Annotated in this window: 23 protein-coding genes; 12 read left to right on the plus strand and 11 right to left on the minus strand. The window is 61.5% G+C overall.

All coding sequences use genetic code 11. From position 1 onward, the window contains the following. Window positions 1-84: 84 nt before the first annotated feature. On the minus strand, window positions 85-999 hold the full coding sequence (locus PW947_RS07595; RefSeq protein ID WP_299630519.1) for a LysR family transcriptional regulator: 915 nt from the start codon (window positions 997-999) through the stop codon (window positions 85-87). Between the two features lie 213 nt (window positions 1,000-1,212). On the opposite strand from PW947_RS07595, the gene fae reads away from it, so the two are divergent. The 4 genes from fae to PW947_RS07615 all read left to right on the plus strand — a co-directional run bounded on the left by fae (window position 1,213) and on the right by PW947_RS07615 (window position 5,803). Continuing rightward, complete coding sequence (gene fae / locus PW947_RS07600) at window positions 1,213-1,737, plus strand: formaldehyde-activating enzyme (RefSeq protein WP_299630520.1); 525 nt, start codon at window positions 1,213-1,215, stop codon at window positions 1,735-1,737. 47 nt (window positions 1,738-1,784) lie between these two features. Further along, window positions 1,785-2,831: an aldo/keto reductase gene (locus tag PW947_RS07605; RefSeq protein ID WP_299630521.1), complete on the plus strand. Its 1,047-nt coding sequence runs from the start codon at window positions 1,785-1,787 to the stop codon at window positions 2,829-2,831. Further along, on the plus strand, window positions 2,828-4,273 hold the full coding sequence (locus PW947_RS07610; RefSeq protein ID WP_299630522.1) for an NAD-dependent succinate-semialdehyde dehydrogenase: 1,446 nt from the start codon (window positions 2,828-2,830) through the stop codon (window positions 4,271-4,273). Before PW947_RS07605 ends, PW947_RS07610 begins: the two co-directional genes overlap by 4 nt. Before the next feature lie 126 nt (window positions 4,274-4,399). Continuing rightward, on the plus strand, window positions 4,400-5,803 hold the full coding sequence (locus PW947_RS07615; RefSeq protein ID WP_299630627.1) for an MFS transporter: 1,404 nt from the start codon (window positions 4,400-4,402) through the stop codon (window positions 5,801-5,803). 10 nt (window positions 5,804-5,813) lie between these two features. On the opposite strand, the gene PW947_RS07620 is transcribed toward PW947_RS07615, so the two are convergent. Next, on the minus strand, window positions 5,814-6,821 hold the full coding sequence (locus tag PW947_RS07620) for a fimbrial protein (RefSeq protein WP_299630523.1): 1,008 nt from the start codon (window positions 6,819-6,821) through the stop codon (window positions 5,814-5,816). A gap of 590 nt (window positions 6,822-7,411) precedes the next feature. Between PW947_RS07620 and PW947_RS07625 the strand changes: the two genes are divergently transcribed. Further along, window positions 7,412-9,784 (plus strand): GNAT family N-acetyltransferase, encoded by a 2,373-nt coding sequence (locus PW947_RS07625; RefSeq protein ID WP_299630524.1) that lies wholly within the window; start codon window positions 7,412-7,414, stop codon window positions 9,782-9,784. 207 nt (window positions 9,785-9,991) lie between these two features. Here PW947_RS07625 and PW947_RS07630 read toward each other — a convergent pair whose 3' ends face one another. Together PW947_RS07630 and PW947_RS07635 are read right to left on the minus strand one after the other, a co-directional pair. Next, window positions 9,992-10,534, minus strand: coding sequence for a hypothetical protein (locus tag PW947_RS07630; RefSeq protein WP_299630525.1), 543 nt, complete (start codon window positions 10,532-10,534; stop codon window positions 9,992-9,994). A gap of 1,109 nt (window positions 10,535-11,643) precedes the next feature. Continuing rightward, complete coding sequence (locus PW947_RS07635) at window positions 11,644-12,591, minus strand: LysR family transcriptional regulator (protein ID WP_299630526.1); 948 nt, start codon at window positions 12,589-12,591, stop codon at window positions 11,644-11,646. 301 nt (window positions 12,592-12,892) lie between these two features. Between PW947_RS07635 and PW947_RS07640 the strand changes: the two genes are divergently transcribed. The 6 genes from PW947_RS07640 to PW947_RS07665 all read left to right on the plus strand — a co-directional run bounded on the left by PW947_RS07640 (window position 12,893) and on the right by PW947_RS07665 (window position 18,591). Continuing rightward, the gene (locus PW947_RS07640; protein WP_299630528.1) at window positions 12,893-13,861 is read left to right on the plus strand and encodes an ABC transporter substrate-binding protein; all 969 of its coding nucleotides are present in this window, start codon (window positions 12,893-12,895) and stop codon (window positions 13,859-13,861) included. A gap of 3 nt (window positions 13,862-13,864) precedes the next feature. Further along, window positions 13,865-15,379 (plus strand): sugar ABC transporter ATP-binding protein, encoded by a 1,515-nt coding sequence (locus PW947_RS07645; protein WP_299630530.1) that lies wholly within the window; start codon window positions 13,865-13,867, stop codon window positions 15,377-15,379. After that, window positions 15,376-16,452: an ABC transporter permease gene (locus PW947_RS07650; RefSeq protein WP_299630532.1), complete on the plus strand. Its 1,077-nt coding sequence runs from the start codon at window positions 15,376-15,378 to the stop codon at window positions 16,450-16,452. Before PW947_RS07645 ends, PW947_RS07650 begins: the two co-directional genes overlap by 4 nt. After that, window positions 16,449-17,570, plus strand: a complete 1,122-nt coding sequence (gene yjfF / locus PW947_RS07655) for a galactofuranose ABC transporter, permease protein YjfF (protein ID WP_299630533.1) — start codon at window positions 16,449-16,451, stop codon at window positions 17,568-17,570. The genes PW947_RS07650 and yjfF overlap by 4 nt, the downstream gene beginning before the upstream one ends. Window positions 17,571-17,651: 81 nt before the next feature. Next, a complete protein-coding gene (locus PW947_RS07660; RefSeq protein WP_299630534.1) occupies window positions 17,652-17,831 on the plus strand; it encodes a hypothetical protein in 180 nt (59 codons plus the stop codon). A gap of 49 nt (window positions 17,832-17,880) precedes the next feature. After that, window positions 17,881-18,591: an extensin family protein gene (locus PW947_RS07665; protein WP_299630535.1), complete on the plus strand. Its 711-nt coding sequence runs from the start codon at window positions 17,881-17,883 to the stop codon at window positions 18,589-18,591. Window positions 18,592-18,604: 13 nt separating this feature from the next. Here the strand turns inward: PW947_RS07665 and PW947_RS07670 are convergent, their stop codons facing one another. Further along, entirely contained in the window at window positions 18,605-18,751 is a 147-nt protein-coding gene (locus tag PW947_RS07670) for a hypothetical protein (protein ID WP_299630536.1), read from the minus strand. Between PW947_RS07670 and PW947_RS07675 the strand changes: the two genes are divergently transcribed. Then, window positions 18,705-20,288, plus strand: a complete 1,584-nt coding sequence (locus PW947_RS07675; protein WP_299630537.1) for a sugar efflux transporter — start codon at window positions 18,705-18,707, stop codon at window positions 20,286-20,288. The two genes, PW947_RS07670 and PW947_RS07675, sit on opposite strands and share 47 nt — an antisense overlap. A 15-nt stretch (window positions 20,289-20,303) precedes the next feature. Here the strand turns inward: PW947_RS07675 and PW947_RS07680 are convergent, their stop codons facing one another. The 6 genes from PW947_RS07680 to hpaE form a co-directional block, all read right to left on the minus strand. Then, window positions 20,304-21,152, minus strand: coding sequence for a mechanosensitive ion channel family protein (locus tag PW947_RS07680; protein WP_299630538.1), 849 nt, complete (start codon window positions 21,150-21,152; stop codon window positions 20,304-20,306). A gap of 211 nt (window positions 21,153-21,363) precedes the next feature. Then, complete coding sequence (gene hpaI, locus PW947_RS07685; RefSeq protein ID WP_299630539.1) at window positions 21,364-22,176, minus strand: 4-hydroxy-2-oxoheptanedioate aldolase; 813 nt, start codon at window positions 22,174-22,176, stop codon at window positions 21,364-21,366. Between the two features lie 30 nt (window positions 22,177-22,206). Beyond that, the gene (hpaH, locus tag PW947_RS07690) at window positions 22,207-23,010 is read right to left on the minus strand and encodes a 2-oxo-hept-4-ene-1,7-dioate hydratase (RefSeq protein ID WP_299630541.1); all 804 of its coding nucleotides are present in this window, start codon (window positions 23,008-23,010) and stop codon (window positions 22,207-22,209) included. Window positions 23,011-23,012: 2 nt separating this feature from the next. Then, window positions 23,013-23,429, minus strand: a complete 417-nt coding sequence (locus PW947_RS07695) for a 5-carboxymethyl-2-hydroxymuconate Delta-isomerase (protein ID WP_299630542.1) — start codon at window positions 23,427-23,429, stop codon at window positions 23,013-23,015. Between the two features lie 28 nt (window positions 23,430-23,457). Continuing rightward, on the minus strand, window positions 23,458-24,321 hold the full coding sequence (gene hpaD / locus PW947_RS07700) for a 3,4-dihydroxyphenylacetate 2,3-dioxygenase (protein ID WP_299630543.1): 864 nt from the start codon (window positions 24,319-24,321) through the stop codon (window positions 23,458-23,460). Between the two features lie 62 nt (window positions 24,322-24,383). Beyond that, window positions 24,384-25,841: a 5-carboxymethyl-2-hydroxymuconate semialdehyde dehydrogenase gene (gene hpaE, locus PW947_RS07705; RefSeq protein WP_299630545.1), complete on the minus strand. Its 1,458-nt coding sequence runs from the start codon at window positions 25,839-25,841 to the stop codon at window positions 24,384-24,386. Between the last annotated feature and the right edge of the window lie 25 nt (window positions 25,842-25,866).

Raw genomic sequence — 25,866 nt, forward strand, 5'->3', positions numbered from 1 at the left:
AAAAACGCGGCCTTTTGCGTTTTCGGGCTTACGTCTGTCGCGCGTTTCTCCAACCTGACATCCGCAGACGCATCCGCCCGCCATTCAGCCTTCCGTCGATGCCGCCGACGCCTCCGTCAACGCGACCGCATCCGTCATCCGCATCACTTCTTCGCGCAACCACGCGGCGAGCGCCTGGACCGGCTCGAACGCGACGTGCCGCGGCGCGATGTCGAGCCAGTAGCCGTAAGGCCCCGTCACCTCGATGTCCGACATTCTCGCCAGCGAGCCGTCCGCCAGTTCGTCGACGATCATGTTGCGGTCCACCACGGCCAGCCCGACGCCTTTGCGCGCCGCATGGATAGCCTGTTCGAGCGTGGAGAACTCGATGCCGTTGTCCGCGTATCGGGCAGGCAGACCGGCAGTGGCGAGCCAGTTCGGCCACAGATCGAGCCGCGCGTTGTCATGCAGCACGTGCAACGCGGGCATCCGTTCGAGCAGGTTGTCCAGCGGACGATCGCGCAGGCGCGGCGCACCCACGAGCGTGTGCCGCTCGATCATCAGCAGCTCCGAATGTCCGTCCGTCAACGCTTCCCGGCCGAAGCGAACCGTGCAATGACATTCCTCGGTGGACAGCGTGCGGACCGACAACTCGACATCCGGCAACTCGATGGCCAGCGAGCCCAGCCGCGCCGAAAACCATTGCGTTGCGAAGGTGGGCGGCACGGCCAGCACGAGCCGCCGACGCCCATGCGAGGCGGCAATCTGCCGCGTGCCGCGCTCGATCATGTCCAGCGCGTCCGACAGACACGGCAGCAACTGCGCACCCGCCTGCGTCAGCCGCACGCCCTTGTGGTCGCGCTCGAACAGCTTCGCGCCGAGTGCTTCCTCGAGGATCCTGATCTGTCGGCTGACCGCGCCCTGCGTCACGCACAGCGCGATCGCCGCGCGGTTGAAACTCATGTGTCTCGCCGCCTCTTCGAAGAAGCGCAATGCAATCAACGATGGCAGGCGACGCATATCTTTACCTTCAGAATTTCTAACTTGAGCGAGCTTCGATTGTCGCATTTGCCCTGCGTTTGAACAGCTAGCCAGATGGCCTAGGGCAAACGCTTAAAGGCAAACCCGGAGTTGAGCTGGACTCATACCCGAGATGACGAATCGTCGTTTCTGCCTTTCGGATCCCAACTTGCACAATCGGTCATCCACTCTCAACTCCAGCTGGAACAGACCATGAGCGACTCGTCAGGCAAGCAACTTTTCATCGGTGAAGGTTTTGAAGGGCCGGGTGTGAATCTGGCGCATATCAACGTGCTGGTCGGTCCGCGTAGCGGTCCGGCCGGTCAGGCGTTCGCCACAGCGCTGGCCACGCCGTCCACCGGTCATGCACCGTTCGTCGTGATCGCACAGCCAGGCGTGCCCACCAAGCCGCTTACCCTCTACGTGAACAAGGCTCAGATCGACGGCGAGTTCCACGGCAATGCAACGTGGGGCGCATCACAAGCGGGCATTGCAAGAGCGGTCGCGGAGTCATTGGAAAACGGCACCTTGCCGCCTGAAGCGGAGAACGATTGGGTCGTCGTATCGGCCAACTGGGTCAACCCCAAAACCGACAACCTCGACGCCGTTTATCTGAATAACTATCGCGCATGCAAGAACGCCATCGTCGCGGCCATGAAGGGTCTGCCGCATCGCGACGAAGTGTTTGCCGCCGCGCGCGAGGTATTCAACCCGTTCTACACGCCGAAGCAACGCTGAGCGTCGTCGCTGCACATCAACCGCGCCGCAATCAGGAGACAAACACAATGGAATACGTTCGCCTCGGCCAATCCGGTCTGAAGGTTTCGCGACTGTGCCTCGGCACGATGAACATGGGCACGCCGCAGTGGAAGCCGTGGATTTTCGACGAGGCGCAAAGCGAGCCGATCGTCCGCCATGCGCTGGAAGCCGGTGTCAATTTCATCGACCTGGCCGACTTCTACTCGACCGGCGTCGGGGAGGAAGTGGTCGGGCGCATCCTGAAGCGGCTCGCGCGGCGGGAGGAAATCGTCGTCACCACCAAAGTGGGTTACGACATGGGTGCTTATCAGAACGCGGGCGGTCACTCGCGCAAACACGTCATGGACAGCATCGACGCATCGTTGAAGCGGCTGGGCATGGATTACGTCGATATCTACATGCTGCATTTCTTCGACGTCAACACACCGGTCGAAGAAACGATGGGCGCGCTCAACGACATCGTCTGTTCAGGCAAAGCGCGTTATATCGCCGTGTCCACGATGTACACGTGGCAGTTCGCCAGGATCATCCAGGTCTGTGAGCGGAACGGCTGGCACAAACCGGTGAACATGCAGCTTCAATTGAATCTCGCGTATCGGGAAGAAGAACGCGAAATGATTCCGTATTGCCAGGATCAGGGCGTTGGCGTGTCGGTATTCAGTCCGCTGGCGCGCGGGTTGTTGACCTGCGAGCCCAAATCTACGCGCAACCAGACCGACGTTTTCACCGCGCAGATGTACGGCGACGCGGCATCGTATGAAATCGCGGCATCGGTGGCGCGGGTTGCAGCACGACGCGGCGTGTCCGCGGCCCAGATTGCGCAAGCGTGGGTGCTGAATCACGGCGGTGTCGCCAGCATGCTGGTCGGCGCGGATACGCCGGCGCAGTTCGATAGCGCCCTCGCCGCACTGGGCACGCGGTTAAGCGAAGACGAAATGCACGAGTTGGAGCGCAACTACACGCCGTGCGATTTGATCAACGACTACACATCGGGCAAGCGCGTCGCCCGTGAGGCTCGCGCGGCGCAAGGCGTGTTCGTCGATCCCCAAATGAACCTGGAAAAAGCAGCATGAGCGAATTCTTGCGCACCGGACATTACATCGCCGGAGAGTGGTATGAAGACTCGCGCGGCGAGACCTATGCCGTCGTCAATCCGGCGACGGGCGAGGTCGTCGCTAATGTCGCAAAGGGTGGCGACGCGGAAGCCGCACACGCCATCGACGCTGCCGCACGCGCTTTCCCCGCGTGGCGGGCGTTGACCGCGAAAGAACGGAGCGCGCGGGTCAGGCGGTGGGGCGAACTGATGCTCGAAAACCGCGATGCACTCGCCGAGTTATTGACCCGCGAGCAAGGCAAACCGCTCGCCGAAGCGCGGGGGGAAGTGGCCTACGCGGCAAGTTTCCTCGAATGGTTTGCGGAAGAAGCAAAGCGTAACTACGGCGATGTGATTCCAAGTCCCAAGCCGGATACGAAGATCATCGTGACGCGCGAGCCGGTTGGTGTGGTGGCGGCCATTACACCGTGGAACTTCCCATTGGCCATGATCACGCGTAAAGCCGGACCTGCGCTCGCCGCTGGTTGCACGATGGTGCTGAAGCCATCGGAAGAGACGCCGCTGTCGGCGTTTGCACTGGCGGTGCTTGCCGGGCAAGCGGGCATTCCTCCGGGCGTGTTCAACGTCGTGTCGGGTGATGCGGTGGCAATCGGCAACGCGTTGACCGCCTCGCCCGTCGTGCGCAAGCTGTCCTTCACGGGATCCACGCGAGTGGGCAAATTGCTCGCGAAGCAATCCGCCGATACCTTGAAAAAGCTGTCGTTGGAATTGGGTGGAAACGCGCCGTTTATCGTATTCGACGACGCAGATATCCACGCGGCCGTCCAGGGTGCACTGGCGTCGAAGTTCCGCAACACCGGGCAAACCTGCGTTTGCGTGAATCGTTTCTACGTCCAGGACGGTATCTACGACACGTTCACCGCCGCGCTTACGGAGGCGGTTAAAAAGATGCGCGTCGGCAACGCGCTAACCGGCGATGTCGATCAAGGGCCGTTGATCAACGCGACCGCGTTGCAAAAGGTACAGCGTCATGTGGCGGACGCCGTCGAAAAGGGCGCTTCCGTGCTGACGGGTGGCAAGCCGCACGCGTTGGGCGGCACGTTCTACGAGCCGACTGTCCTTGGCAACGCAACAAGCGCAATGGACATTGCAGAAGAGGAGACCTTTGGGCCGGTCGCCGCCTGCTTCCGCTTCAAAACGGAAGAAGACGTGATTCTGGCCGCTAACAACACGCCCTTCGGCCTGTCCGCGTATCTGTACACGCGCGATCTGGGCCGAGCATGGCGCGTCGCCGACGCGTTGGAGAGCGGCATGGTCGGCATCAACGAAGGAATTATCTCCACAGAAGTCGCGCCGTTTGGCGGCGTCAAACAATCGGGGCTGGGACGTGAAGGCTCGAAGTACGGCCTTGATGAATATGTCGAAATGAAATACATGATGATGGCCGGCCTTGCGCGTTGATGTGCTGACCATCGTTTGACGTGATCCGCGCTGCATGTGCGGCGTGGGTATAGCAGCCGCTGTGCGACCTGGCGAGACAGCCAGTGCACAGCGTCAAATCGCTGCCTTGGCGACAGAGGAGACACCATGAACAATCAGGACACCGAGACCGCCGCGCTGCGGCTGGCGTTGCCGCGGACACCTTCTGGCGTGCGCACCGGCGCGCCGTCGGCCCACGGTCCGATTCCTTTGGACGACGTTCCGTTGAATGCGTTTCACATCAAGATTGCCGGGCTGACTTTCGGTGCGCACTTCACTGAGGGTTATGCGCTCGGCACGATTGGCTACGCGCTCGCGTCGTTGAATCAGCAGATGCCGCTCGACGCGTTCTGGATGGGCATGGTCGGCAGTTCCGCGTTGTTGGGCATTTTTATCGGCAGTCTGATTTTTGGGTGCCTGTCCGATCGCCTCGGGCGGCAGAAGATTTTCCTGTTGAGCTTCGTCATCATCACGCTGGCGGCTTTCGCGCAATTTTTTATTACCTCACCGTTTGAACTATGTCTGCTGCGTGTGTTGATCGGTGTCGGGATGGGTGGCGATTTTGCGGTTGGGCATGCCATTCTCGCGGAGTTTTCGCCACGTAAGCATCGCGGCACCTTGCTCGGCTCGTTCAGCGTCGTTTGGACAGTCGGCTATGTCGTCGCAAACCTGCTCGGCATGCATTACGGTAGCGCGTCGCCGGATGCGTGGCGCTGGTTGCTGGCGTCGGCGGGCGTGCCCGCGCTGGTCGTTTTGCTACTGCGCGTGGGTACACCTGAATCGCCGCGCTGGCTTTACGGCAAGGGTCGAATTGCGGAGGCGAAGGCTATCGTGCTGCGCCACTTCGGGCCGAATGTATCGTTGGAGGGCGGTGATGACGAGCATGTGGCAAACTCGAAGCGAGGTGGGTTTGCCCGCCTGTTTAAGCCGGATCTGATCACGCGGACATTGTTCAACTGCCTGTTCTTTGTCTGCCTCGTGATTCCCTATTTTGCGATCTACACCTTCCTGCCGACAATTCTCAAAGCGATCCATTTGAGCGATGGTTCGGGCGCGGATTTTCTGCTGAACGGCTTTCTGGTGTTGGGTGCGCTGATTGGTATCTGGTTGACCATCAAGTTACCGCGTCGCACTTTCCTGATCGGCTCTTTTGCGGTGACGTGTCTGTCGTTGGTGGCGCTGAGTATGCTTCCTGATTCGGCGGTCATGCCGATCATCGTAGCGTTTGCCATTTTCACGCTAACCATGTCTGCGTTCTCGAATCTGGTCGGCGTGTTTCCACCGGAATGCTTTCCCACGGAAGTGCGTGCGAGCGGTGTTGGTTTGGCAATCGCATGCAGCCGGCTGGGTTCGGCGGTGGGTACGTTTCTGTTACCACTTGGCATCGTCGGAATCGGCTTTCATTCGACGATGATGGCGTTGGCGGGCGTGTTGCTGGTGGGGATGGTGGTGTCGATCGCCTGGGCGCCAGAGACGAAACATCTGACGCTGAACCAGGCGAGTCGGGGGTAGCGCGGCATGCTTACTGATACGACATGGTGAATGTCGCGAGTACTTTCACTTGTCCGGGGGAAACAGTGCCAGTCCGGATATATCTTGCGGTCAGTGGGATTTCGATGGTGCCGTTCGGTGCATCGCCGATCACCCAATGATTTGCGTTATTGGGATTCGCAGAGTCCGCCCCGAATAAGACGGGGGAACCCGTGCTGTTTAGAACCTGCACGCCGATCCCAGTGGTCGTTGAATCGTGTGTCACTGTGAGCCGGTCCGTCCTGTTTGACGGATCGACCGCGTCGGTGAGCGTGATCAGAATTTTGGCTCCGCTCACGCAACTGAGTGACAGGGAGAAAGCTTGCGGCGCTGCGACCGCTCCGATGCCGGATTGAAATGCGCGTGTGTCGGCGGTAGGAAGCGATACAACGATATTCGATTGATTGACGGAGCAGGTCGCGCGAACCAGTGTTCCACTCGCACTGCCTGTATAGAGCGGTTCTTGTTGCCAATAACCTGATCCGCCATCCGACGTCGCATATCCGATCGTGATTTTCGGCGTTGTGATTAACGACGACGCTCCTGCTGCAATCGCGGCTGTTACGACGAAAGTTGCAGTGACGGTCACGTCTCTATAGATGTATGAGCCGCCCAACGGACCCGCGTACGGACAACTCAATCGTATGAGACCATTTGCCATAATGGCATTCGCTGCCGAGCAACCCGATGAATTAAAGGTATAGCGAATGCCGAGACCCGCAATGTTGGTTTTGTAGACGTCGTTAAATCCAGGAGCGAGCGCTGTTGTTGTTGCAAAGTCGCTGTACAGCGTGGCTGACGTTGTGTGAGTGCCGCTGTTTGGAAAGAAGCAGGGAAGCTGAAATGACTCAGGGGGAAGTGTCGCGACTGTAGTCCCCGCCTGAGCGGCCGCAGGTACTGAGATCGTTGCGGCGGTGAGCGTTTTGTTGACGTTGGACGTCGTGCATGACAAGTTTGCACGTGCCGAGACGGGTAACAGAATCAAAACAAGTAGCAGCATTACGACGCGAGCTACGAGTGACAGATGGCACCGGTCACTTTGCTGTTTTGGTTGGAGCACTGATGACCGGCGATAGCTTGGCGCAGCACAAACCACGCAAGATGTTTGCGGAGTATGAAGTGTTTTTTTCATGGAGGTTCTCACCATGTCTGTACAACCGTTGCTCGAAAGTATCTGGGCGAAATAATGGAGAGCAGTTCATCGCGAGGACGAATATTTCTGTGTCCCGTCGTATTGCGACGTACGTAAAGAACGACGTTGTTGCGGCTAGTGCTCGTGCCACTTTCACGTAAAACTTTGTCAATCATTGGGTCGTTGCTGTCATGATTAAATCGGAAAATTCCGAATTGAATTCAGAATTTCCTCGTCTTGATTGCAAGCGATTCCCCGAATGAAAAAGATGAACGCCACGTTCATTCACGAACGCTAGTCTTGAAAGGTGGAACGTTTTTGGAAATAAATCGAAGACGCATTGTGGTGCAGTGTTTCGATTGAGTTGTCCGTGCGCCGGTCATGTCCACCCGGTGTGGTCTATTCTGCGAAGGCACGTTGATTTACCGAACTTCTCATCTCACATCCACGGAGCCACCATGACCGTTCGCAACCTCGACGCGCTGTTTCGCCCCACATCCGTCGCCGTGGTCGGTGCTTCAAAGCGTCCTGGCAGCATCGGCGCAATGGTCTGGGCGCGGGTCAGCGAAGGCGGTTTCAAGGGCGCGCTCTATCCGGTCAACCCAAAATACGACGTGCTCGACGGCCACGCGGTAGTCCGCGATCCGGGGGACTTGCCGGAAGCGCCCACCGTCGCGGTGATTTGCACGCCGCCCGACACGTGGCCGTCCATCGTCCACAAGCTCGGCGGGTTGGGAACGCGCGCGGCGATCATCGTCGGTGAGGTGCGGAGCGACGAAGATCGCGTGCATGTGCGGCATGCGTTGTCGGCAGCCCGGCCGCATTTGCTGCGGATCGTCGGGCCGGGCAGCCTTGGCGTCGTGTCGCCGGCGCTGAACGCCCATCTTGGCGCGCCGTCGTGCACGGTGAAGGCGGGCGGCGTCGCGTGGGTGTCGCAGTCGAACGCGTTGACGAACGCGGTTTTGGGATGGGCCCACGCACGCGGCCTCGGTTTTTCGCATGCGATAGCGCTCGGCGACGAAGCCGATGTCGATGCCGGCGATGTGCTGGATTACCTCGCCGGTGATCCCAGTACGCGGGCGATTTTGCTTGAGCTGGATACGGTGCGTTCGGCGCGCAAATTTATGTCGGCGGCGCGGGCGGCCGCGCGCAACAAGCCGGTGCTGGCGTTGCGCTCGAACCGTGCCGATCCGGCCGACGCGCTTTACACCGCGGCTTTCCGGCGCGCGGGGATGGTCCGGGTCGACGCTTTGGACGACCTGCTCGACGAGATCGAAACGCTCGGCGTCGGTCGGGTGGCGGCAGGGGCTACCGCTACATTGATCACGAGCGATCGTGGTGTGGCGACGTTGGCTTGCGACGCGTTCGCGGCAGCGGGCGGCACGCTTGCGCAATGGCCGCAGGCGGCTGTGGAGAGCATCGGGCAGGCGTTACCGCACGCCGTGCCGGGCAATCCGCTGCTGCTTGGCGACGACGCCAGACCGGAGCATTTCGGCGCGGCGCTGCAAGCGCTGGCCGCGCATCGCGATACGGGAACGGCGTTCGTCGTGCATGCGTCCACTCACAACGCCCCGGTCGGTGAAGTCGCGCAAGCGCTGATCGCGCATCAGCGATTTGCGTATCGCGGCTTGCTGGCGTGTTTCTTCGGCGGAGTCGATTCGGCGACGCGCGACGCGTTGCACGCGCACGGCATTCCCGTCCACACGACGCCGCAGCGGCTGGCACGCGGATTCGCGCGCCTGGTCGATTACCGGCTCGGACGCGAATTGCTGATGCAGACGCCCGAGGGATTGCCGGCGCGCGTGCCCGAATCGATCGACGCCGCGCAGGCGCAAGCGCGCGCCGCACTTGCCGCCGGTGAGTCGCAACTCACCGGCATCGCGGCGGCGCAACTGTTTGCGCACTACGGCCTGACGACGATCGATGTACAGCAGGCGTTGGAAGACGCTGCCGACGCCGTCGTCGATTTCACGGTCGAGTTACACGACGATGAGAATTTCGGCCCCGTGTTTCGATTTACGGCACCGTCATTCGACGGTGTGGCTGCGCCGCTGCGCCTTTACGGGTTGCCGCCGCTGAATGCGATGCTCGCGCGCGACCTTATCGCGAGTTCGCCGTATTCGCGGCGTGTCGAGCCTGAGCCGGCGCTGGCTGCGTTGACGGCGCTCTCGCAGGTGGTGTGTGACGTGCGCGAGATTGTCGGCATGTCGCTGAGCGTGCGTGTGTGGCGGGATCGCGTCGCGTTGGTTGGGCCGCGTTTGACGCTCGGCGCGAATCGCAGCCGTCTCGCGATCATGCCGTATCCGCGACGGTTCGAAGAGACGCTCGACTGGCACGGGCAACGCATTACGGTGCGTCCCATTCGTCCCGAGGACGAGACCGCGCATCACGATTTCGTCACCGCCATGACGCCTGAAGATTTGCGTTTGCGTTTTTTCGGAGCAGTCGGCGCGTTCGATCACTCGCAACTGGCGCGGATGACGCAGATCGATTACGACCGCGAGATGGCGCTGATCGCGACCGCCGTCGATGAGCAGGGCGCGACGCGCACGCTGGGCGTCGTCCGCGCGATTGCCGATCCTGACAATGACACCGCCGAATTTGCGGTCGCCGTGCGGTCGGATCAGAAGGGGCGTCGATTGGGGCGTCTGTTGATGGAGAAGATCATCGCTTATGCGCGGGCGCGAGGCACACGCTGGCTGGTTGGCGAGGCGTTGCGCGAGAACGCGCCAATGATTGCGCTCGCAAAACTGTGCGGCTTTACGGTCAGTACGACGGAAGACCCGGGCGTGGTCGGATTCAGGTTGGCGCTGGAGGCGTCGGCGGAGTGAGGATGTTGCCGAGGCTTGCGCGTTGTCGCGGGCACTTCGTCGGACTCGGACTTCGGGCGCGTCGCAGAGAATACGGCGGTTTTTTGCGTGGGTGTTGGACGGGGATTTGCGTGTCGGCGCGATGCGGGATGTGCGTGCGCCGACACAAAAGCGGAACGGCGAAGCCGTTTCGCTGACAGTGGCCGCTATAGCGCGTAGCGGCTGGCCTTAGGCCGGCAGTTTTGCCAATGCTTCTTCGACCATGGTTCGCGTGAGGGACAGTTCTTCGAGCCACGCGTCCGCGTAGACCGTACCCGTTTCGCGTTCGAGGCGTGCGATCGTATTAGCGCAGCGGATTGCGTCTTTCGGCGTCGCGATGAACGACTTGACGGATTGTCCGGCGGTGAACGCGTCGAACAGCGGCACGCGGATATCGTCGGGCAGCGCGCGGGTCCATTGATACGGCTTGCCGTTGAACGTGAACGACGGGGGCAGCACGCGTTCTTTCTTGGCAGCGGGAATCAAGCCGAACGTGCGGGCGGCTTCGGCGATCTGTTCCGACGAGAACAGCTCATCGGGCGTGATACCGAATTGCTGGATATGCGTCTCGATGGATTGCATCGCGGCGGCGCGGTCGTCGCGTTTTTGCTGCGCGCGGGCGACGATATCGCGGAGTTCGTCGGCTTCTTCGGTGGTGATGGTGAAGCTTGCCTGCTTCTGTTGGAGTTCAGAAAAACGCTGGAATTCGGAATCGGTCAGAAGTTTAGCCATAAGGGTCGGAGCTGCGCGCCAGGCGGGTGTGGGTCGCCTGGCGGCTAATTGGGAGGGGGCGTATTTTAGCTGATTTTGCTTTTGGTGGTTTCGGGGTGGTTGGGTTGGTTTGGTCTGGTTGTCCCGTTTTCATGCTGGTCTGCCTGGATCGTCCCTGTGCGGGACCGCACCTACTTTTCTTTGCTCGCGCAAAGAAAAGTAGGCAAAAGAAAGCGCGTTTACCTCGCGCTTCGTAGCGAGTGGCGTCTAGTATTTTTCGGGTAGTGGACCGCGCACGTTTTGAGCGACCGGTCGGTTTGGCGTGGTGGCCCGCATCCGCACATCCCGCCCGCTGCGCGGCGGTAACCTACTTCAAAGCCTCGTTTGCGCCACGGCATTCGCTCGCCGTTTCGACGGTTCCGACGTTCGGCCCGAAGTGCGGTTGACGTCACAGCATCCGCTCGTCCGTGGGACGGTTCCGACGCCCGGTCCAATGTGAGGCTTGCGCCACAGCATCCGCCCGCTCCTGGGACGGTTCTGACGTCCGGCCCAAAGTGCGGTTTGTGCCATAGCATCCGCCCGTCCCTGGGACGGTTCTGACGTTCGGACCAAAGCGCGGTTTGCACCACAGCTTCCGCCTGTCCGTACGACCGTTCCGGCGTCGGGTCAAAGTCCGGTTTCCGTCGCGGCATTCATCCGCTTTCGCGATGGTTTCGGCGCTCTGCGTGATCTAGAGTTTTGCGCGCAAGGTCAGACCGGCGCATGCCAGGAAAGTGGGTATTGTGACGAACGGAGTGCAGCGCGCGAAGAGCGCCAAGAGATAAAGACGGGGCTGTGCCCGACGGCTGTCGCGGAGCGAACAGCCGGAACGACTGACTGCCTTGTCACCAAGGCAAGCGGCGCGGCAACTCAAATCGTGCGCGGTCCACTACCCGAAAAATACTAGACGCCACTCGCTACGAAGCGCGAGGTAAACGCGCTTTCTTTTGCCTACTTTTCTTTGCGCGAGCAAAGAAAAGTAGGTGCGGTCCCGCACAGGGACGATCCAGGCAGACCGACGTGAAAACGGGACAACCACAACAAACCACAACAACCCAACCCAAGCAAACCCAAGCAAACCCAAACCCCATTCATCTCCCCTGATACAAAGTCCTCCCCCCCACCCGAATCGCATCCGCCAGCAACATCGCCGCAGGCGACAACAACCTGTCCGTACGAGTAATAATCCCAAAGTCATCCATATGACAGGGCAACGGCAGCGGCAAAACCGCCACCATCCCATACGAAGCGTAATACTGCGCAACATCGGAAGTCAGCACTGCCAGCATATCCGTTTGCGTCAACATCCGCGTCACCACCAATAATGCCGCCGTCTCAACAACATTAGTCGGTGGCATTAAACTTTCACGCTGAAACATCAAATCAAACCGATGCCGCAACACGCTGCCCGCCGGCGGCACAATCCACGCCGAATGCTCGACATCGCGTAACGTCAATCCCGGCATATTCATTAACGGATGCCCCGGCCGCGCAACCGCACAAACCGGTTCGCCCGATAACGGCTCATATCGCAATTGCAATTTGTCATGCTCGGCGAATAACCGGGCAATCACGAGATCCAGTTTGTTTTGCGCAAGTCGCTCCAGCAAAACATTACTGTTCTCAATCTCTACCGAAACCCGCAATCCAGGATTCTCCAGCTTCAATTGCGCGACCGTAGCGGGCACTAACTTCACGCCAGGCGACGTGATCGCGCCAATCGCCACATGCCCCGCGCGCCCGGCCCGGATCGCCAGTACCTCTTCGCGCGCCTGATCGAGGCTTCCCAGCGCCGCGCGCGCGTGCCGGATCATTGCCAGGCCGTACGGCGTTGGACGCATCCCGCGAGGCAGGCGCTCAAATAGCGAGACGTCGAGCATCTCCTCCAGCTCTCGCAGCAAGCGCGACGCAGCCGGCTGCGTCATGCTCAGCAGTTCCGCGACGCGGTGAATATTGCCCTCTTCCGCCAATGCGACGAGCAGCAGCAATTGACGGGTTTTCAACCGCGTCCGGATATACCACGGGCTCGCGTCGGACATAGGGAACACGCTGATATTGAAATTGGTATCGAAACTAGCGGATTCGGTTCACGGTGTATATCGGCATTAGCGCTACGCAATCGGGTCGGCGAAAGCAAGCAAAGGCGAAGCACCTGATTCGCCGGACTGCGAAGCGTCGAGTGGCGGGTTATTACCTATACCAGGAACGGTATCACCCGCCCGAAATTATTGATTGGACCGGCATGCCAAGCCGCGTTAGTCTTCAGTTCGATACGTCACCCAATTGACGTAGCCGAGCGCGGACTTCGAACCGCGCCAGACAATGAGACAGGAGACAGTTATGAATAACGCTCGACGCACGGCGCTCGGTGCAATTGTCGGTTCCGCTCTACTCGTCGCTTTCGGTATGAATGCACATGCCGAGGACAAGAAAATCACGCTAGGGTTTGCCCAGGTCGGCGCGGAAAGCGCTTGGCGTACCGCGAATACCGTGTCCGTGAAAAGCGCTGCCAAAGATGCCGGTATCAATCTGAAATTCTCGGACGCGCAGCAAAAGCAGGAAAACCAGATCAAGGCGATCCGTTCATATATTGCACAAAAGGTGGATGTAATCGCGTTCTCGCCCGTCGTCGAGTCGGGTTGGGAACCGGTTTTGACCGAAGCGAAAAACGCCAAAATCCCCGTGATCCTGACGGACCGCAACATCGACGTGAAAGACAAGTCGCTTTACGTGACCATGATCGGCTCGGACTTCCTCGAAGAAGGCCGTCGCGCGGGCAAGTGGCTCGAAGATCACTACAAGAACGACAAAGGCCCGATCAATATCGTCGAACTGCAAGGCACGGTCGGTTCGGCACCCGCCAACGACCGTCACGGCGGTCTGATGGAAGTCATCAAGAACGACCCGAAGTTCAAGATCATCGCGTCGCAAAGCGGCGACTTCACGCTCGCTGGCGGCAAACAGGTGATGGAAGCGTTCGCGAAGACCTACGGCAAGCAGATCAACGTGGTCTACGCGCATAACGACGATATGGCGCTCGGCGCGATCCAGGCTATGGAAGAAGCCGGTATCAAGCCCGGTAAGGACGTCAGCGTGGTGTCGTTCGACGCAACCAAGGGCGGCTTCGAAGCGATGGTCGCGGGCAAGATCAATGTGGACGTCGAATGCAGCCCGTTGCTCGGACCGCAACTGATGACCGCGGTGAAGGACGTCGTAGCCGGCAAGCAACTGCCCAAGCGCATCGTGACCGACGAAACCGTGTTCCCGATGAGCGTCGCGGCCCAAGTGCTGCCGCAACGTAAATACTGACCCATGAGCGGCGCTCCGATCCTCGAAACGCTCGGTATCAGCAAATCGTTTCCTGGCGTCAATGCGCTTCAGCGCGTGGATTTTCGGCTGTTTCCGGGCGAAATCCACACGCTGATGGGGCAGAACGGCGCGGGTAAATCGACGCTGATCAATGTGCTGACCGGTGTACATACGCACGATGCCGGCGAGATCCGTCTCGGCGGCGAGCCGGTCAATTTCGCGGCGCCGCTCGATGCGGAAGCTGCCGGCATTCGCACGCTGTATCAGGAAGTGAATCTGTGTCCGAACCTGTCGGTCGCGGAGAACGTGTTCGCCGGGCGACAGCCCAAAAAGCGCGGCGCGATCGACTGGAAAACCATCCACGCGAAAGCCGCCGACGCGCTCGCCGAACTGAACGTGTCGCTCGACGTCACGAAATCGCTCGACGCCTATCCGATCGCGGTCCAGCAAATGGTCGCGATCGCCCGTGCGGTGTCGGTCGATGCACGCGTGCTGATCCTCGACGAACCGACATCGAGCCTCGACGACGGCGAGGTCGCGCGGCTGTTCGACGTGCTGCGCAACCTGAAGGCACGCGGCATCGCAATCCTGTTCGTCACGCACTTTCTGGAACAGACCTACGCCGTGTCGGACCGGATCACCGTGATGCGCAACGGCGAGCGCGAAGGCGAATATCTCGCCAACGATTTGCCGGTCGAATTGCTGGTGTCGAAGATGGTCGGTCATGAGCGGATGACCGAGCGTCTGAAGCGCGCGGCGAGCGAACCGCCCGCGCAGAAAGCGGCGGTGCCGCCGTTCGTGGAAATGCGCGGCGTCGGTCGGCGCGGCGTGATGAATCCCGTCGATATCGACGTGCAGCCGGGCCAGATTCTCGGCCTCGCCGGTTTGCTCGGCTCGGGGCGCACGGAAACCGCGCGTCTGCTGTTCGGCGCGGAGCGCGCGGACGAGGGCGCGATGCAGATCGACGGTAAGCCGGTCAAGATGCGGTCGCCGCGCGACGCGGTGCGGCAAGGCATCGGTTATTGCCCGGAAGACCGCAAGAAGGAAGGAATCGTCGCCGATCTGTCGATCCGCGAAAACATCATTCTGGCCTTGCAGGCGCGGCGCGGCTGGTGGCGCGTGATCGGCAAGGCGCGGCAACGCGAGATGGCCGACAGCTATATCAAGTTGCTCGGCATCAAGGCGCGCGACGCCGAACAGCCTATCGGCTTACTGTCCGGCGGCAATCAGCAGAAGGCATTGCTGGCGCGCTGGCTCGCGACCGAACCCAAAATGCTGATCCTCGACGAACCGACGCGCGGCATCGACGTCGCCGCGAAGTTCGAGATCATGGACCGCGTGCTCGCGCTGTGCGCGAAAGGGCTCGGCATCCTGTTCATTTCGTCGGAAGTCAGCGAAGTGGTGCGCGTGAGTCATCGGATCGCCGTCTTGCGCGACCGTCGGAAAGTGGCCGAAGTGGCGGGCAACGCGGCGTCGGAAGATCAGGTGTACAAGCTCATCGCGGGAGGCGGCCCATGACAACGGAAGCGACCGATTCGACTCAGGCGCTGTCGCCGTCGCCATTGAAAACGGCGTTGCAGCATCCGTTGATCTGGCCGGCGCTGACGCTGGTTCTGCTGATCCTGCTCGACCTCACGCACAACCCGCACTTTCTGTCGATCACCACGCTCGACGGCCACCTGTTCGGCGCGCCGATCGACATCCTGAATCGCGCGGCGCCGCTGGTGCTCGCGTCGCTCGGCATGACGCTGGTGATTGCGACGCGCGGCATCGATATTTCGGTCGGCGCGATCGTAGCGATTGCGGGCGCGGCAGCGGCGACGATCCTCGCCGACAACCCGTCGAACGTCGGTCTGGCGATCGGCGCGGCGTTAGGTGTCGGCGTGCTGGCGGGCATGTGGAATGGCTTGCTGGTGGCGTTCGTCGGCATGCAGCCGATCATCGCGACGTTGATCCTGATGGTCGCGGGACGCGGCGTCGCGCAGTTGCTGACGGGCGGCCAGATCATCCCGATCGGCTCGCCGGGCTATCTGTTCGTCGGCGGCGGTTATCTTGCGAAGGTTCCGTGTTCGGTGTGGGTCGCGGCCGGTGTCGCGCTGGCGACGGCCTTGCTGATGAACCGAACCGCGCTCGGCCTGTTCATTCGCTCGATCGGGATCAATCCGGTTGCGACGCGGCTGGTCGGCTTGCGCTCCAGCGCGATCGTGTTCAGCGTCTATGTGTTCTCGGGTTTCACGGCGTCGATTGCCGGCGTGCTCGCCAGTTCGAACGTGCGCAGCGCGGACGGCAACAACGCTGGCCTGCTGCTCGAACTCGACGCGATTCTCGCCGTCACGCTCGGCGGCACGTCGTTGCTCGGCGGACGCTTCAGTCTCGCGGGCACGGTGCTCGGCGCGCTGATCATCCAGACCTTGACGTACACGACGTATTCGATCGGCGTGCCGCCCGAAGCGACGCTGGTCGTGAAAGCCGCCGTGGTGTTGCTGGTCAGCGTGATCCAGTCCGCGACAGCGCGCGCCATGCTGATGCGCAACCTGAAACGGGTGTTGCCGTCGGCGAATCCGAAGTCACTCAGCGGGGCTGTCAAATGAGAAACCTGTTCGGCCGTCTGGTCGATCCTCGCACGCTGCCGATCGTCGTCACCGTCGTGCTGTTCGCCGCGTTGTTCGGATTCGGTTCGGTGATGTACACCGGCTTCTTTTCGTTGCAGGTGGCAATCGGTTTGCTGGTGGACAACGCGTTCCTGCTGATCGTCGCCATCGGGATGACCTTCGTGATCGTATCCGGCGGGATCGATCTGTCGGTCGGGTCGGTGGTGGCGTTGACCACGATTCTGTGCGCGGTCGGTGCGGAGCGTCTGCACTGGCCGGTCTGGGTGATCGTGCCGCTGGTGCTCGCGTTCGGCGCGCTGTACGGCGCGGCGATGGGCGCGCTGATCCACTTCTTCCGGCTGCAGCCGTTCATCGTCACGCTGGCCGGAATGTTCCTCGCCCGCGGCGCGTGCTTTCTGATCACCACGCAATCCATCACGATCAACGAACCGGTGTTTCACGCGATCGCCGCGTTCAGCATTCCGGTGGGCGGCGGCACGCTGAACGCCGGGTCGTTGATCGCGCTGCTGACGCTGGCCGTCGCGATCTTCGTCGCGCATTTCACGCGCTTCGGGCGCAACGTGTACGCAGTCGGCGGCAACGAGCGGTCGGCGTTGCTGATGGGTTTGCCGGTCGCACGGACGAAAGTCGGCGTGTACGCGCTGAGCGGGTTCTGTTCGGCACTCGGCGGCGTCGTGTTCACGTTGTACGTGTTGTCGGGATACGGTCTGCAAGGGCAGGGCATGGAACTGGACGCGATCGCCGCGACGGTGATCGGCGGGACGTTGCTGACAGGCGGCGTCGGGTATGTGATCGGATCGGTGTTCGGCGTCGGCATTCTCGGCACGATCCAGACGCTGATTACCTTCGACGGCACGCTCAGTTCCTGGTGGACGCGGATCGTGATCGGCGCGTTGCTGTGTGCGTTCTGTCTGCTTCAACGCGTGATCGAACGTCATGCGGCTCGCCGGAAGTCGAACGGTACCGGCATGGGCGCAGGCGTCAAGCCGGCGAAGCGTCGCCCGTTGACCGACGATCCCGCGCTCAAGACGCTACGCAACGCCGACGGCCCGGTCGCCGGCAGCGGCGCGGGTCATGCGTCCACCTTCGGACGCTGATCGTCGCAGGCGCGAACCTCTGGCAGGTCTAGCGGGAATACCGGTTGCTGCTCTCCTGACGAACCTGTCAGGAGAGCGACCATGACCCCGAACCAGAATACGATGGATGAGCCCGGCGGCCCGGAACAGACCGGGCCGGATGCATCCCAGGCCAAGCCGGCCAGCGACGACAGCAAGCCGGAATCGCGCCCGCCGCCCGCGCCTCAAGGCATCGACCCCGACTTCAAACCGCCGATCGAAACCGATACGTCGAAGCGGTGACCGTACGCGTGCCGTGCCCGAGTTTCATGCCTGAACAGCCGGACTGCCGATGCTAGGTCGGCTGTCCGGCATCGTATTGCTCGCGACGATTGCAGCGGCACTCGTATTCACGTGGCTGGTCGCGAATGAACGCGTATCTATTCCCGAGCGATGGAATCCCTTCACGCCGCTCGACGTGCAGGCGCCGCCGGGACCGTTGACGTCATGGAAACTATGGCGTGTAACCCGCGATCCGGCTGCGTGCAAACTCGCGCTGAAGACCGCCGATCTCACCTATACGAACGTGCCCGACAGCAACGCCGCTGGCAATTGCGCGCTGACCAATGCCGTACGCGTGCAGCGTTTCGCGGATATGCGCGTGAGCAGCAGCTTTGTCGCGAGTTGTCCGCTGGCACTCGGCCTTGCGATGTTCGAGCGTCACGCGTTACAACCGACCGCGCAATCCATCTACGGCGAACGCGTACGTGAACTCGATCACGTCGGCAGCTACGCGTGTCGCAACGTCAATCACTCGTCGGACGGCGCGCTGAGCCAGCACGCGTCTGCAAACGCGATCGATATCGAAGCCTTCGTGCTCACAGACGGCACGCGCATCTCGATTGCGCGCGACTGGTCCGCCGATTCTCGCGCGGGCCGCTTTCTCGAACAAACGCGCGACGGCGCGTGCGGCCTTTTTCACGCGGTGCTCGGCCCGGACTACAACGCGCTGCATCGCGCGCATTTTCATCTCGACATGGGCCCGTACAACGTGTGCCGCTAGTCACATCTGACGCCTAGCCGTCTTCGCCGACTTCCGTCGGATCGGGCAATTCTGGCAAGTCTTTCTGCGACGGCTTTTGCGGTTGCACGGGCTCGCGCGGCGCGTCGTGTTTGATGTCGTCGTCGGATGCAGCGTTGCTCATCGCGGAAGTCACATTCATCACGAATCTCCTAAATAGTGAAACGCCTGAAACTACGTGGTCCAAAACACACGCGCAGGTCGTGTGCCTGCCCGGCGCCGCGACATTTTTAGTGAAGCTTTGGCATACTGCGAGCTTGCCGTGCTTCGCCGCAGCGCCGTTCGTCGAACCCGTCGACGCTCATGCGCGCATCGCACGCCGCTGTTGCCAGCCGCTGCATACGCGTCGAATCGCTCGCGATGCATGCAGTCAGCCATCCTCTCGCGCCCCGATGAATTCTCGATTCGCCAGTCTCTCGCGCATTCCGTCGTTCATGCCGCTGGCCGCCGCGACCCTGATGCTAGGTGTCGCGATGTCGTTCACGGCTCCCTATCTCTCACTATTCGGCGTCGAACAGGCCGGCATGACGCCGCTTCGGCTTGGGCTCTTCATGACGTTGATCGCCGCGAGCGGCGTCGGCGCGAGTGCGTGGGCAGGTAAATGGTCCGACCGGCACGGCCATCACCGCACGCTATTGCTGGCCGCATTGATTGCGGCCGCGCTCGGCTTCGTGTGTCTATGCTTTGTCCGCGATTACCGTTTGCTGCTGGTGATCGGCGTGCTGTTTCTCGGCGCGGGCGGCTCGGCGATCTCGCTGGTGTTTTCGTTTGGACGTGCGGCCTTGCTCGTCAAGGACGAAGCGGAACGCGCGTTCGCGACGGCGTCGTTGCGGACGGTGCTGTCGGTAGCGTGGGTGTTCGGGCCGTCGGTCGGTGCGCTGGTGCTGGCCGCGTCCGGCTTCTACGGATTGTTCCTGTTCGCCGCGGCAAGTTTCGCCGCATGCGGCGCGATCATCTGGCGCATGCACGAAGCGCCGGGCGGCGCGATGCACAGCGCGCCGACCCACGTTGCCGGCGATCCCGCGTCGCCGCTCGAAGTGACGACCGTCACCGAACCCGAAACGCCGGTTCCACATCCGGCGCTCGCTACGCCTACGCCGCAGCGTTTGATCTGGCGCGCGATTGCCGCGTTGACGCTGCTCGGCCTCGCGGCCAATGCAACCATGATCGTGTTGCCCTTGTACGTCGTACATGGCTTGCAAGGCACGCGAATCGACGTATCGATCATGCTCGGCCTCGGCGCTTTCCTCGAAATTCCGATGATGCTGGCGCTCGGCGCACGCGGCGCGCAGCTGACGAAATCGCGCTGGCTCGCCGCGAGCGCGGCGGTGCATATGGCGTATTTCATCGGCGTGGCGGCGGTGAATTCCGTCAACGTGCTGATCCCGATGCAGGCATTGAACGCGTTCGTGGTGGCGGTGACATCGTGCCTCGGCATGGTCTATATCCAAGATCTGATGCCGCGCGCGCCGGGTGCCGCGACCGCGCTGTTTTTCAATTCGGCACGGGTCGGCTCGATCCTGTCGGGCGTGTTGTCCGGCTTGCTGGTCGCAGGTGTCGGCTATAAAGGCACGTTTCTGTTTTGCGGTTGCCTCGCGCTCGGCGCGTTGATTCTGTTCGCCGATCCACCGTGGACGAAGATGTATCGCGGCACGCGGGCCTGGTGGGAGAACCGTTAGCCGCCCGCGCTTCGCTCAGGTTTGTGTTTCGACTTCGCGTTCGACGACCGCCTGTTTGCCGGGCACCGCCAGCCCGGCCTTGGCGAGCGCATCGCGCGCATGGCTGCGAAGATCGTTCGACGCATGCGGTGCATCCGGCTCGCGCACCCATGCGGCAATCCGCAGCCGGACACCACCCGCGCCCGGATAATCCGCCACCGACACCACCGGCGACAGCGTATTGCCCGTCAGCACGCGCGGCTCGTCGGCGATCATTTTCTTCAGTTCGGCAATCGCGGCATCCACGTCTTTGCGCTGCGAGATATCCACTTCGAGTTCGACGCGCTGCGTGCCGCCGCTGCTGTAGTTGATCACCGGATTGCTCCAGATCTGGCTATTCGGCACGAACACGGCATTGCCGTCGCTGCGTTCGATCCGCGTCGTGAACAGGCCCACTTCGCGGACGATCCCCGCTGCCGCGCCGCTGCCTTCAATCACATCGCCCGCACGAAATGGTCGAAGCATCAGCAGCATGATGCCCGCCGCGATATTTTGCAGCGTGCCCTGCAACGCGAGTCCGATCGCGAGACCGGCGGCGCCCAATGCCGCGAGCACACTCGCCGTCGCGATACCCACCTCGCTCAGCGCTGCGACGATCACCAGCACGCGCACCGCCCATGCGCCGAACGCGGCGAGCATCGGTGCGAGCGTCGGGTCCGCGTGCGTCCGCGCCAGCGTTCTGGCAAACAGCATCCCGATCTTGTTGGAAATCCACCAGCCGACAACGAGAATCAGCGCAGCGACGACCAGATGCACGACGTCATGCGTGACAGTTGCGAGCAGCGATGGTTGAAGGTGAAGCACACGGTTGAAAAAGTCATCCATCGTGAGAGCGTCCGGCAAATGAGAATGTCTCTGTGCCAGCAGGACGCGTGCCGCCGTGACCCGTCAATGCTGATGGAACGGGTTTTGCGTGCCTTAGTGACTTTGCATGCGCTGTGCGCATGCATCGACGCTCGCATGCGCACAGCGCATGGCCGGTGCGTTGCCCGCGCGCAGGGTGCTTATTTGCGCACTGAATCGCTTACGTATTCGCTCAATACCCGCCGCGTGCTGCGGGTGCAACTGGGACGGATGCCGCCTGTTCCTTGACGCGTGCGGCGAGGTCGGCGGCGGCGCGACTCAGCAGACCGGTATCGGTGCCTACCGCGACAAAGCTGGCGCCCGCAGCCAGATAGTCGTTTGCGATGGCCAGATCGGGCGCGAGCACGCCGCTCGCCTTGCCCGCATCGCGGACGATCGCCATGCCTGCGCGGATTGCATCGCGGACCACTTGCGCGCCTGGCTGACCCAGATAACCCATCGACGCACTCAGATCGGACGGCCCGAAAAACACGCCGTCCACGCCGTCGACTGCGGTAATTCCTGCAAGATTCTCCAGCCCGATTGCACTTTCGACCTGCACGAGCACGCACAATTCGTCTTCGGCGGTGGTCAGATAATCGCCGATCCGGTTCCAGCGCGACGCCCGCGCGAGGCCGCTTCCGACGCCGCGAATGCCGCGCGGCGGATAGCGCGTAGCGGCGACGGCTTCGATGGCCTGTTCGACGGTATCGATCATCGGCAACAGCAGCGTTTGCGCGCCGATATCGAGCAACTGCTTGATCAGCGCCGCATCGCTTTTGACGGGCCGCACGATCGGATGCGACAGATAGGGTGCGACCGCTTGCAATTGCGCGAGCGTGCTGCGGACATCGTTCGGCGCATGTTCGCCGTCGATCAGCAACCAGTCGAAGCCCGCTGTGGCCAGCAGTTCCGTGACATACGGATCGGCCAGCGCGGCCCATAAGCCGAATTGCCGCCGATTCTCAGCGATCGCGTGTTTGAAAGGATTGCGCGGCGTAGGCATATCGGGTTGTCCGTGTGGTGTCGGGGGGATTCAAACGAAGTTCAGCGCGATACCGCCGAGCGGTCCGTAGTCGACGTGGAACGTATCGCCGGCGCGTGCGGGAATCGGCGCGGTGAACGAGCCGCTCAGAATCACGTCTTTCGCGTTCAACGATTCGTCGTAAGGCGCGATCTTGTTCGCAAGCCACGCGACGCCCGTTGCCGGATGATTCAGCACGGCGGCCGCGAGACCGCTTTCTTCGACGGCGCCGTTCTTGTAGAGCAACGCGCCGACCCATCGCAAATCGACGTCATGCGGCCGCACCGGCCGACCGCCGAGCACGATGCCCGCGTTCGCCGCGAAGTCCGAAATCGTGTCGAATACTTTTCGCGGCGCTTTGGTTTCGCGATCGAACTGCTCGATTCGCGCGTCGATGATTTCGACGGCGGGCGTCACGTAAGCGGTCGCGTCGAGCACATCGAACAATGTCACGCCCGGGCCTTTCAGCGGCTTCGCGAGCACGAACGCGAGCTCCACTTCCACACGCGGTGCGATAAAGCGATCCGCGCGAATATCCTGCCCGGCTTCGATAAACATGCTGTCCAGCAGCGGCGCGTAATCGGGTTCGTCGATCTGTGACGAACGCTGCATGGCGCGCGACGTCAGCCCGATCTTGCGCCCCTTGATCACGTGTCCTTCGGCGAGTTTCAGCTTGACCCATTCACGCTGGATCGCGTAACCGTCCTGCACCGTCATCTGCGGATACGCTTTCGAAAAATGCCGTAGCTGCTTGCGGGTTTTTTCGGCGTGATCGAGTTGTGCGGCGAGATCGCGGATGATCTGTTCGTCGAGCATGATCAGCCTTCCTTCTTCAGACGCGCATGCAGATTGTTGTGCTTCAACGCACCGGCGTCGCTGAACTCGTTGACTTCGAGCGACAACGCCAGACCGTTCGCTTCGAAATACGCCGCAAAATGCGCCTTTATTGCATCGAATAGCGCGTTGGCCGCCGCGGTCTTGACGGCTTCCGGGCGGCCTGCGGCGATCCTCACGTTCGCGTGCAGGAACGCGGCGTCGGCGCGGCCGTCGGCGATGCAGTACGCATCGCAGCGCACTGCGCGCACGCGAATGCCGCCAATCGGAAACACATGCTGCGCGTTGTCGCCGGTGCCGTCGCGTTGGGCGTCGAGACACTTCGCGAGCGTGTTGCACAGGCGCTGGATGCTGTCGCCTTCGTCGAGATTGGCGCTGTATTCAAGGGTGATATGCGGCACGGTGTGTACTCCGGAAATCGTCAAAGACTCAAACGGTCAGCGGTGTGACCGGGAAAATGGCGTTGATCTGGCCCGTTCCCGAACTGCCGAAATACGGCGTGACGACTTCGGCTTTTCCTTCATAACGGTCCCAGCCTAACGCGCCGAGCAGCATCGCCGTGTCGTGCATGCCGCCTTCGCCCCAACATTTTTCGTTATACAGCGGCAGCATTTCGCAGAACGTGGACCAGTCGCCCGCTTCCCACAATTCGACGACCTTGCGATCCACCTGTTCGAGAAACGGGCTCCAGACCTTGTGCATGAATTGCTCGGCGGTGCCGTTATCGGCGAAGTGATGACTCAGCGAACCGCTTGCGAAGATCGCGACTGTTCCGTCGTAACGTTCTTCGATCGCTTTGCGCACTGCCAGTCCGAAGCGCGCGCTGGTTGCGAGGTCGTGCCACATGCACCAGCCGGAAACCGAAACCGTCTTGAAGTGCTGATCGGCGTTCATGTAGCGCATCGGCACCAGTGTGCCGTATTCGAGTTCGAGTGTGGTCTCGCTGTGCGCGCGGCTTTTGACACCCATTTCATTCGCGACTTCCGCGATCAGATGTCCGAGTCCGACGTTGCCGGGATACGCATACGGCATGTTCTTGATGAAGTGCGGCAGTTCGTTGCTGGTGTAGACACCTTCGAAATGCGGCGCGCAATTGATGTGGTACTCGCTGTTGACGAGCCAGTGCACGTCGAAAACGACGATCGTATCGACGCCGAGTTCGCGGCAGCGCCGGCCGATTTCACGGTGTCCGTCGATGGCGGCTTGCCGGCAGCCTTTGTGCGGACCGTCGAGTTCGGACAGATACATCGACGGCACATGAGTGATTTTTGCTGCCAGCGCGAGCGTGCCCATCGCGGTCTCCTGAAGTGTTTTGATTCCTTACGGAAGGGGTTTTCTGCGCGTCGGGCCCGCGGTCAGACACCCCACCGCGGGATATGATGCGAGCCCATCGACACGCAGACGTTCTTCGGTTCGAGAAACACTTCGTAGCTCCACGTGCCGCCTTCGCGTCCCACACCCGAGGCTTTCGTGCCACCGAACGGTTGTCGCAGATCACGCACGTTCTGGCTGTTGACGAAGCACATGCCGGCCTCGACCGCCGCGGCGACACGCAACGCGCGACCGGTGTTTTCGGTCCAGATATAGCTGGAAAGACCGTATGAAATGTCGTTTGCGAGTTTGATTGCGTCGGCTTCGTCGTCGAACGGAATCAGGCAGGCGACTGGCCCGAAAATCTCTTCCTGTGCGATGCGCATCCGGTTGTCCACATTGACGAAAACGGTCGGCGTCACGAAGTTGCCTTTGCGCAATGCGTCCGGCAAAGCGGGCATATCGAGTCCGCCGCACGCGAGGGTCGCGCCTTCCTTCGGCCCGAGTTCGATATAGCTGCGCACTTTCGCGAGATGATCGCGGCTGATCATCGGGCCGACGATCGTGCTGTCGCTCAATGGATCGCCGACACTCAGATTTTTAGCGCGTGCGATGAACCGCTCGGCGAATCGTGCGTAGATCGTTCGTTGGACGAGGATCCGCGAACCGGCCGTGCAGCGCTCGCCGTTGTTCGAGAAGATCATGAAAACGGCGGCGTCGAGCGCGCGTTCGAAGTCGGCGTCGTCGAAGATCACGAACGGCGATTTACCGCCCAGTTCCATCGAAAACTTTTTGAGTCCGGCTGTCTGCACGATGCGATTGCCGGTTGCCGTGGATCCGGTGAACGACACCGCGTGCACATCCGGATGCGCGACGAGCGGTTCGCCGGTTTCTTTGCCGAAGCCATGCACGACATTGAGCACGCCTGCCGGAATGCCCGCTTCGAGCGCGAGATTGCCGAGCATCGATGCGGTCAGCGGCGACAGTTCGCTCATCTTCAGCACCGCCGTATTGCCGAATGCGAGGCACGGCGCGACCTTCCATGTGGCTGTCATGAACGGCACGTTCCACGGCGAAATCAGCGCGCATACGCCGACCGGATGAAACAGCGTGTAGTTCAGATGTGTGTCTGTGGGATACGTGTGACCGTCCACGCGCGTGCACATTTCCGCGAAATAGCTGAAGTTGTCGGCGGCGCGCGGCACGAGTTGCTTGCGCGTTTGCGAGATCGTCTGACCGGTATCGTTGGTTTCGGCTTCGGAGATTTCCGGTACATGCTTCGCGATCAGCTCGCCGAGCTTGCGGATACGTTTTGCGCGGTCCGCAGCGGGCGTTGCGGCCCACGCCGGGAATGCATCTTTCGCGGCGCGCACGGCTTCGTTGATGTCGTCGGCGGTGCCGCGCGCGACTTCTGCAAGCACGTCCTGGTTCGCGGGGTTGACGGTTTCGAAGTAGTCGCGTGCCGCGCTGGATTTGCCGTTGATCAGATGGTCGATTCGCATTGCATGTGCCTTTACCGATGTTTGA

This window comes from Paraburkholderia sp., from assembly GCF_028283785.1.
Classification (GTDB): domain Bacteria; phylum Pseudomonadota; class Gammaproteobacteria; order Burkholderiales; family Burkholderiaceae; genus Paraburkholderia.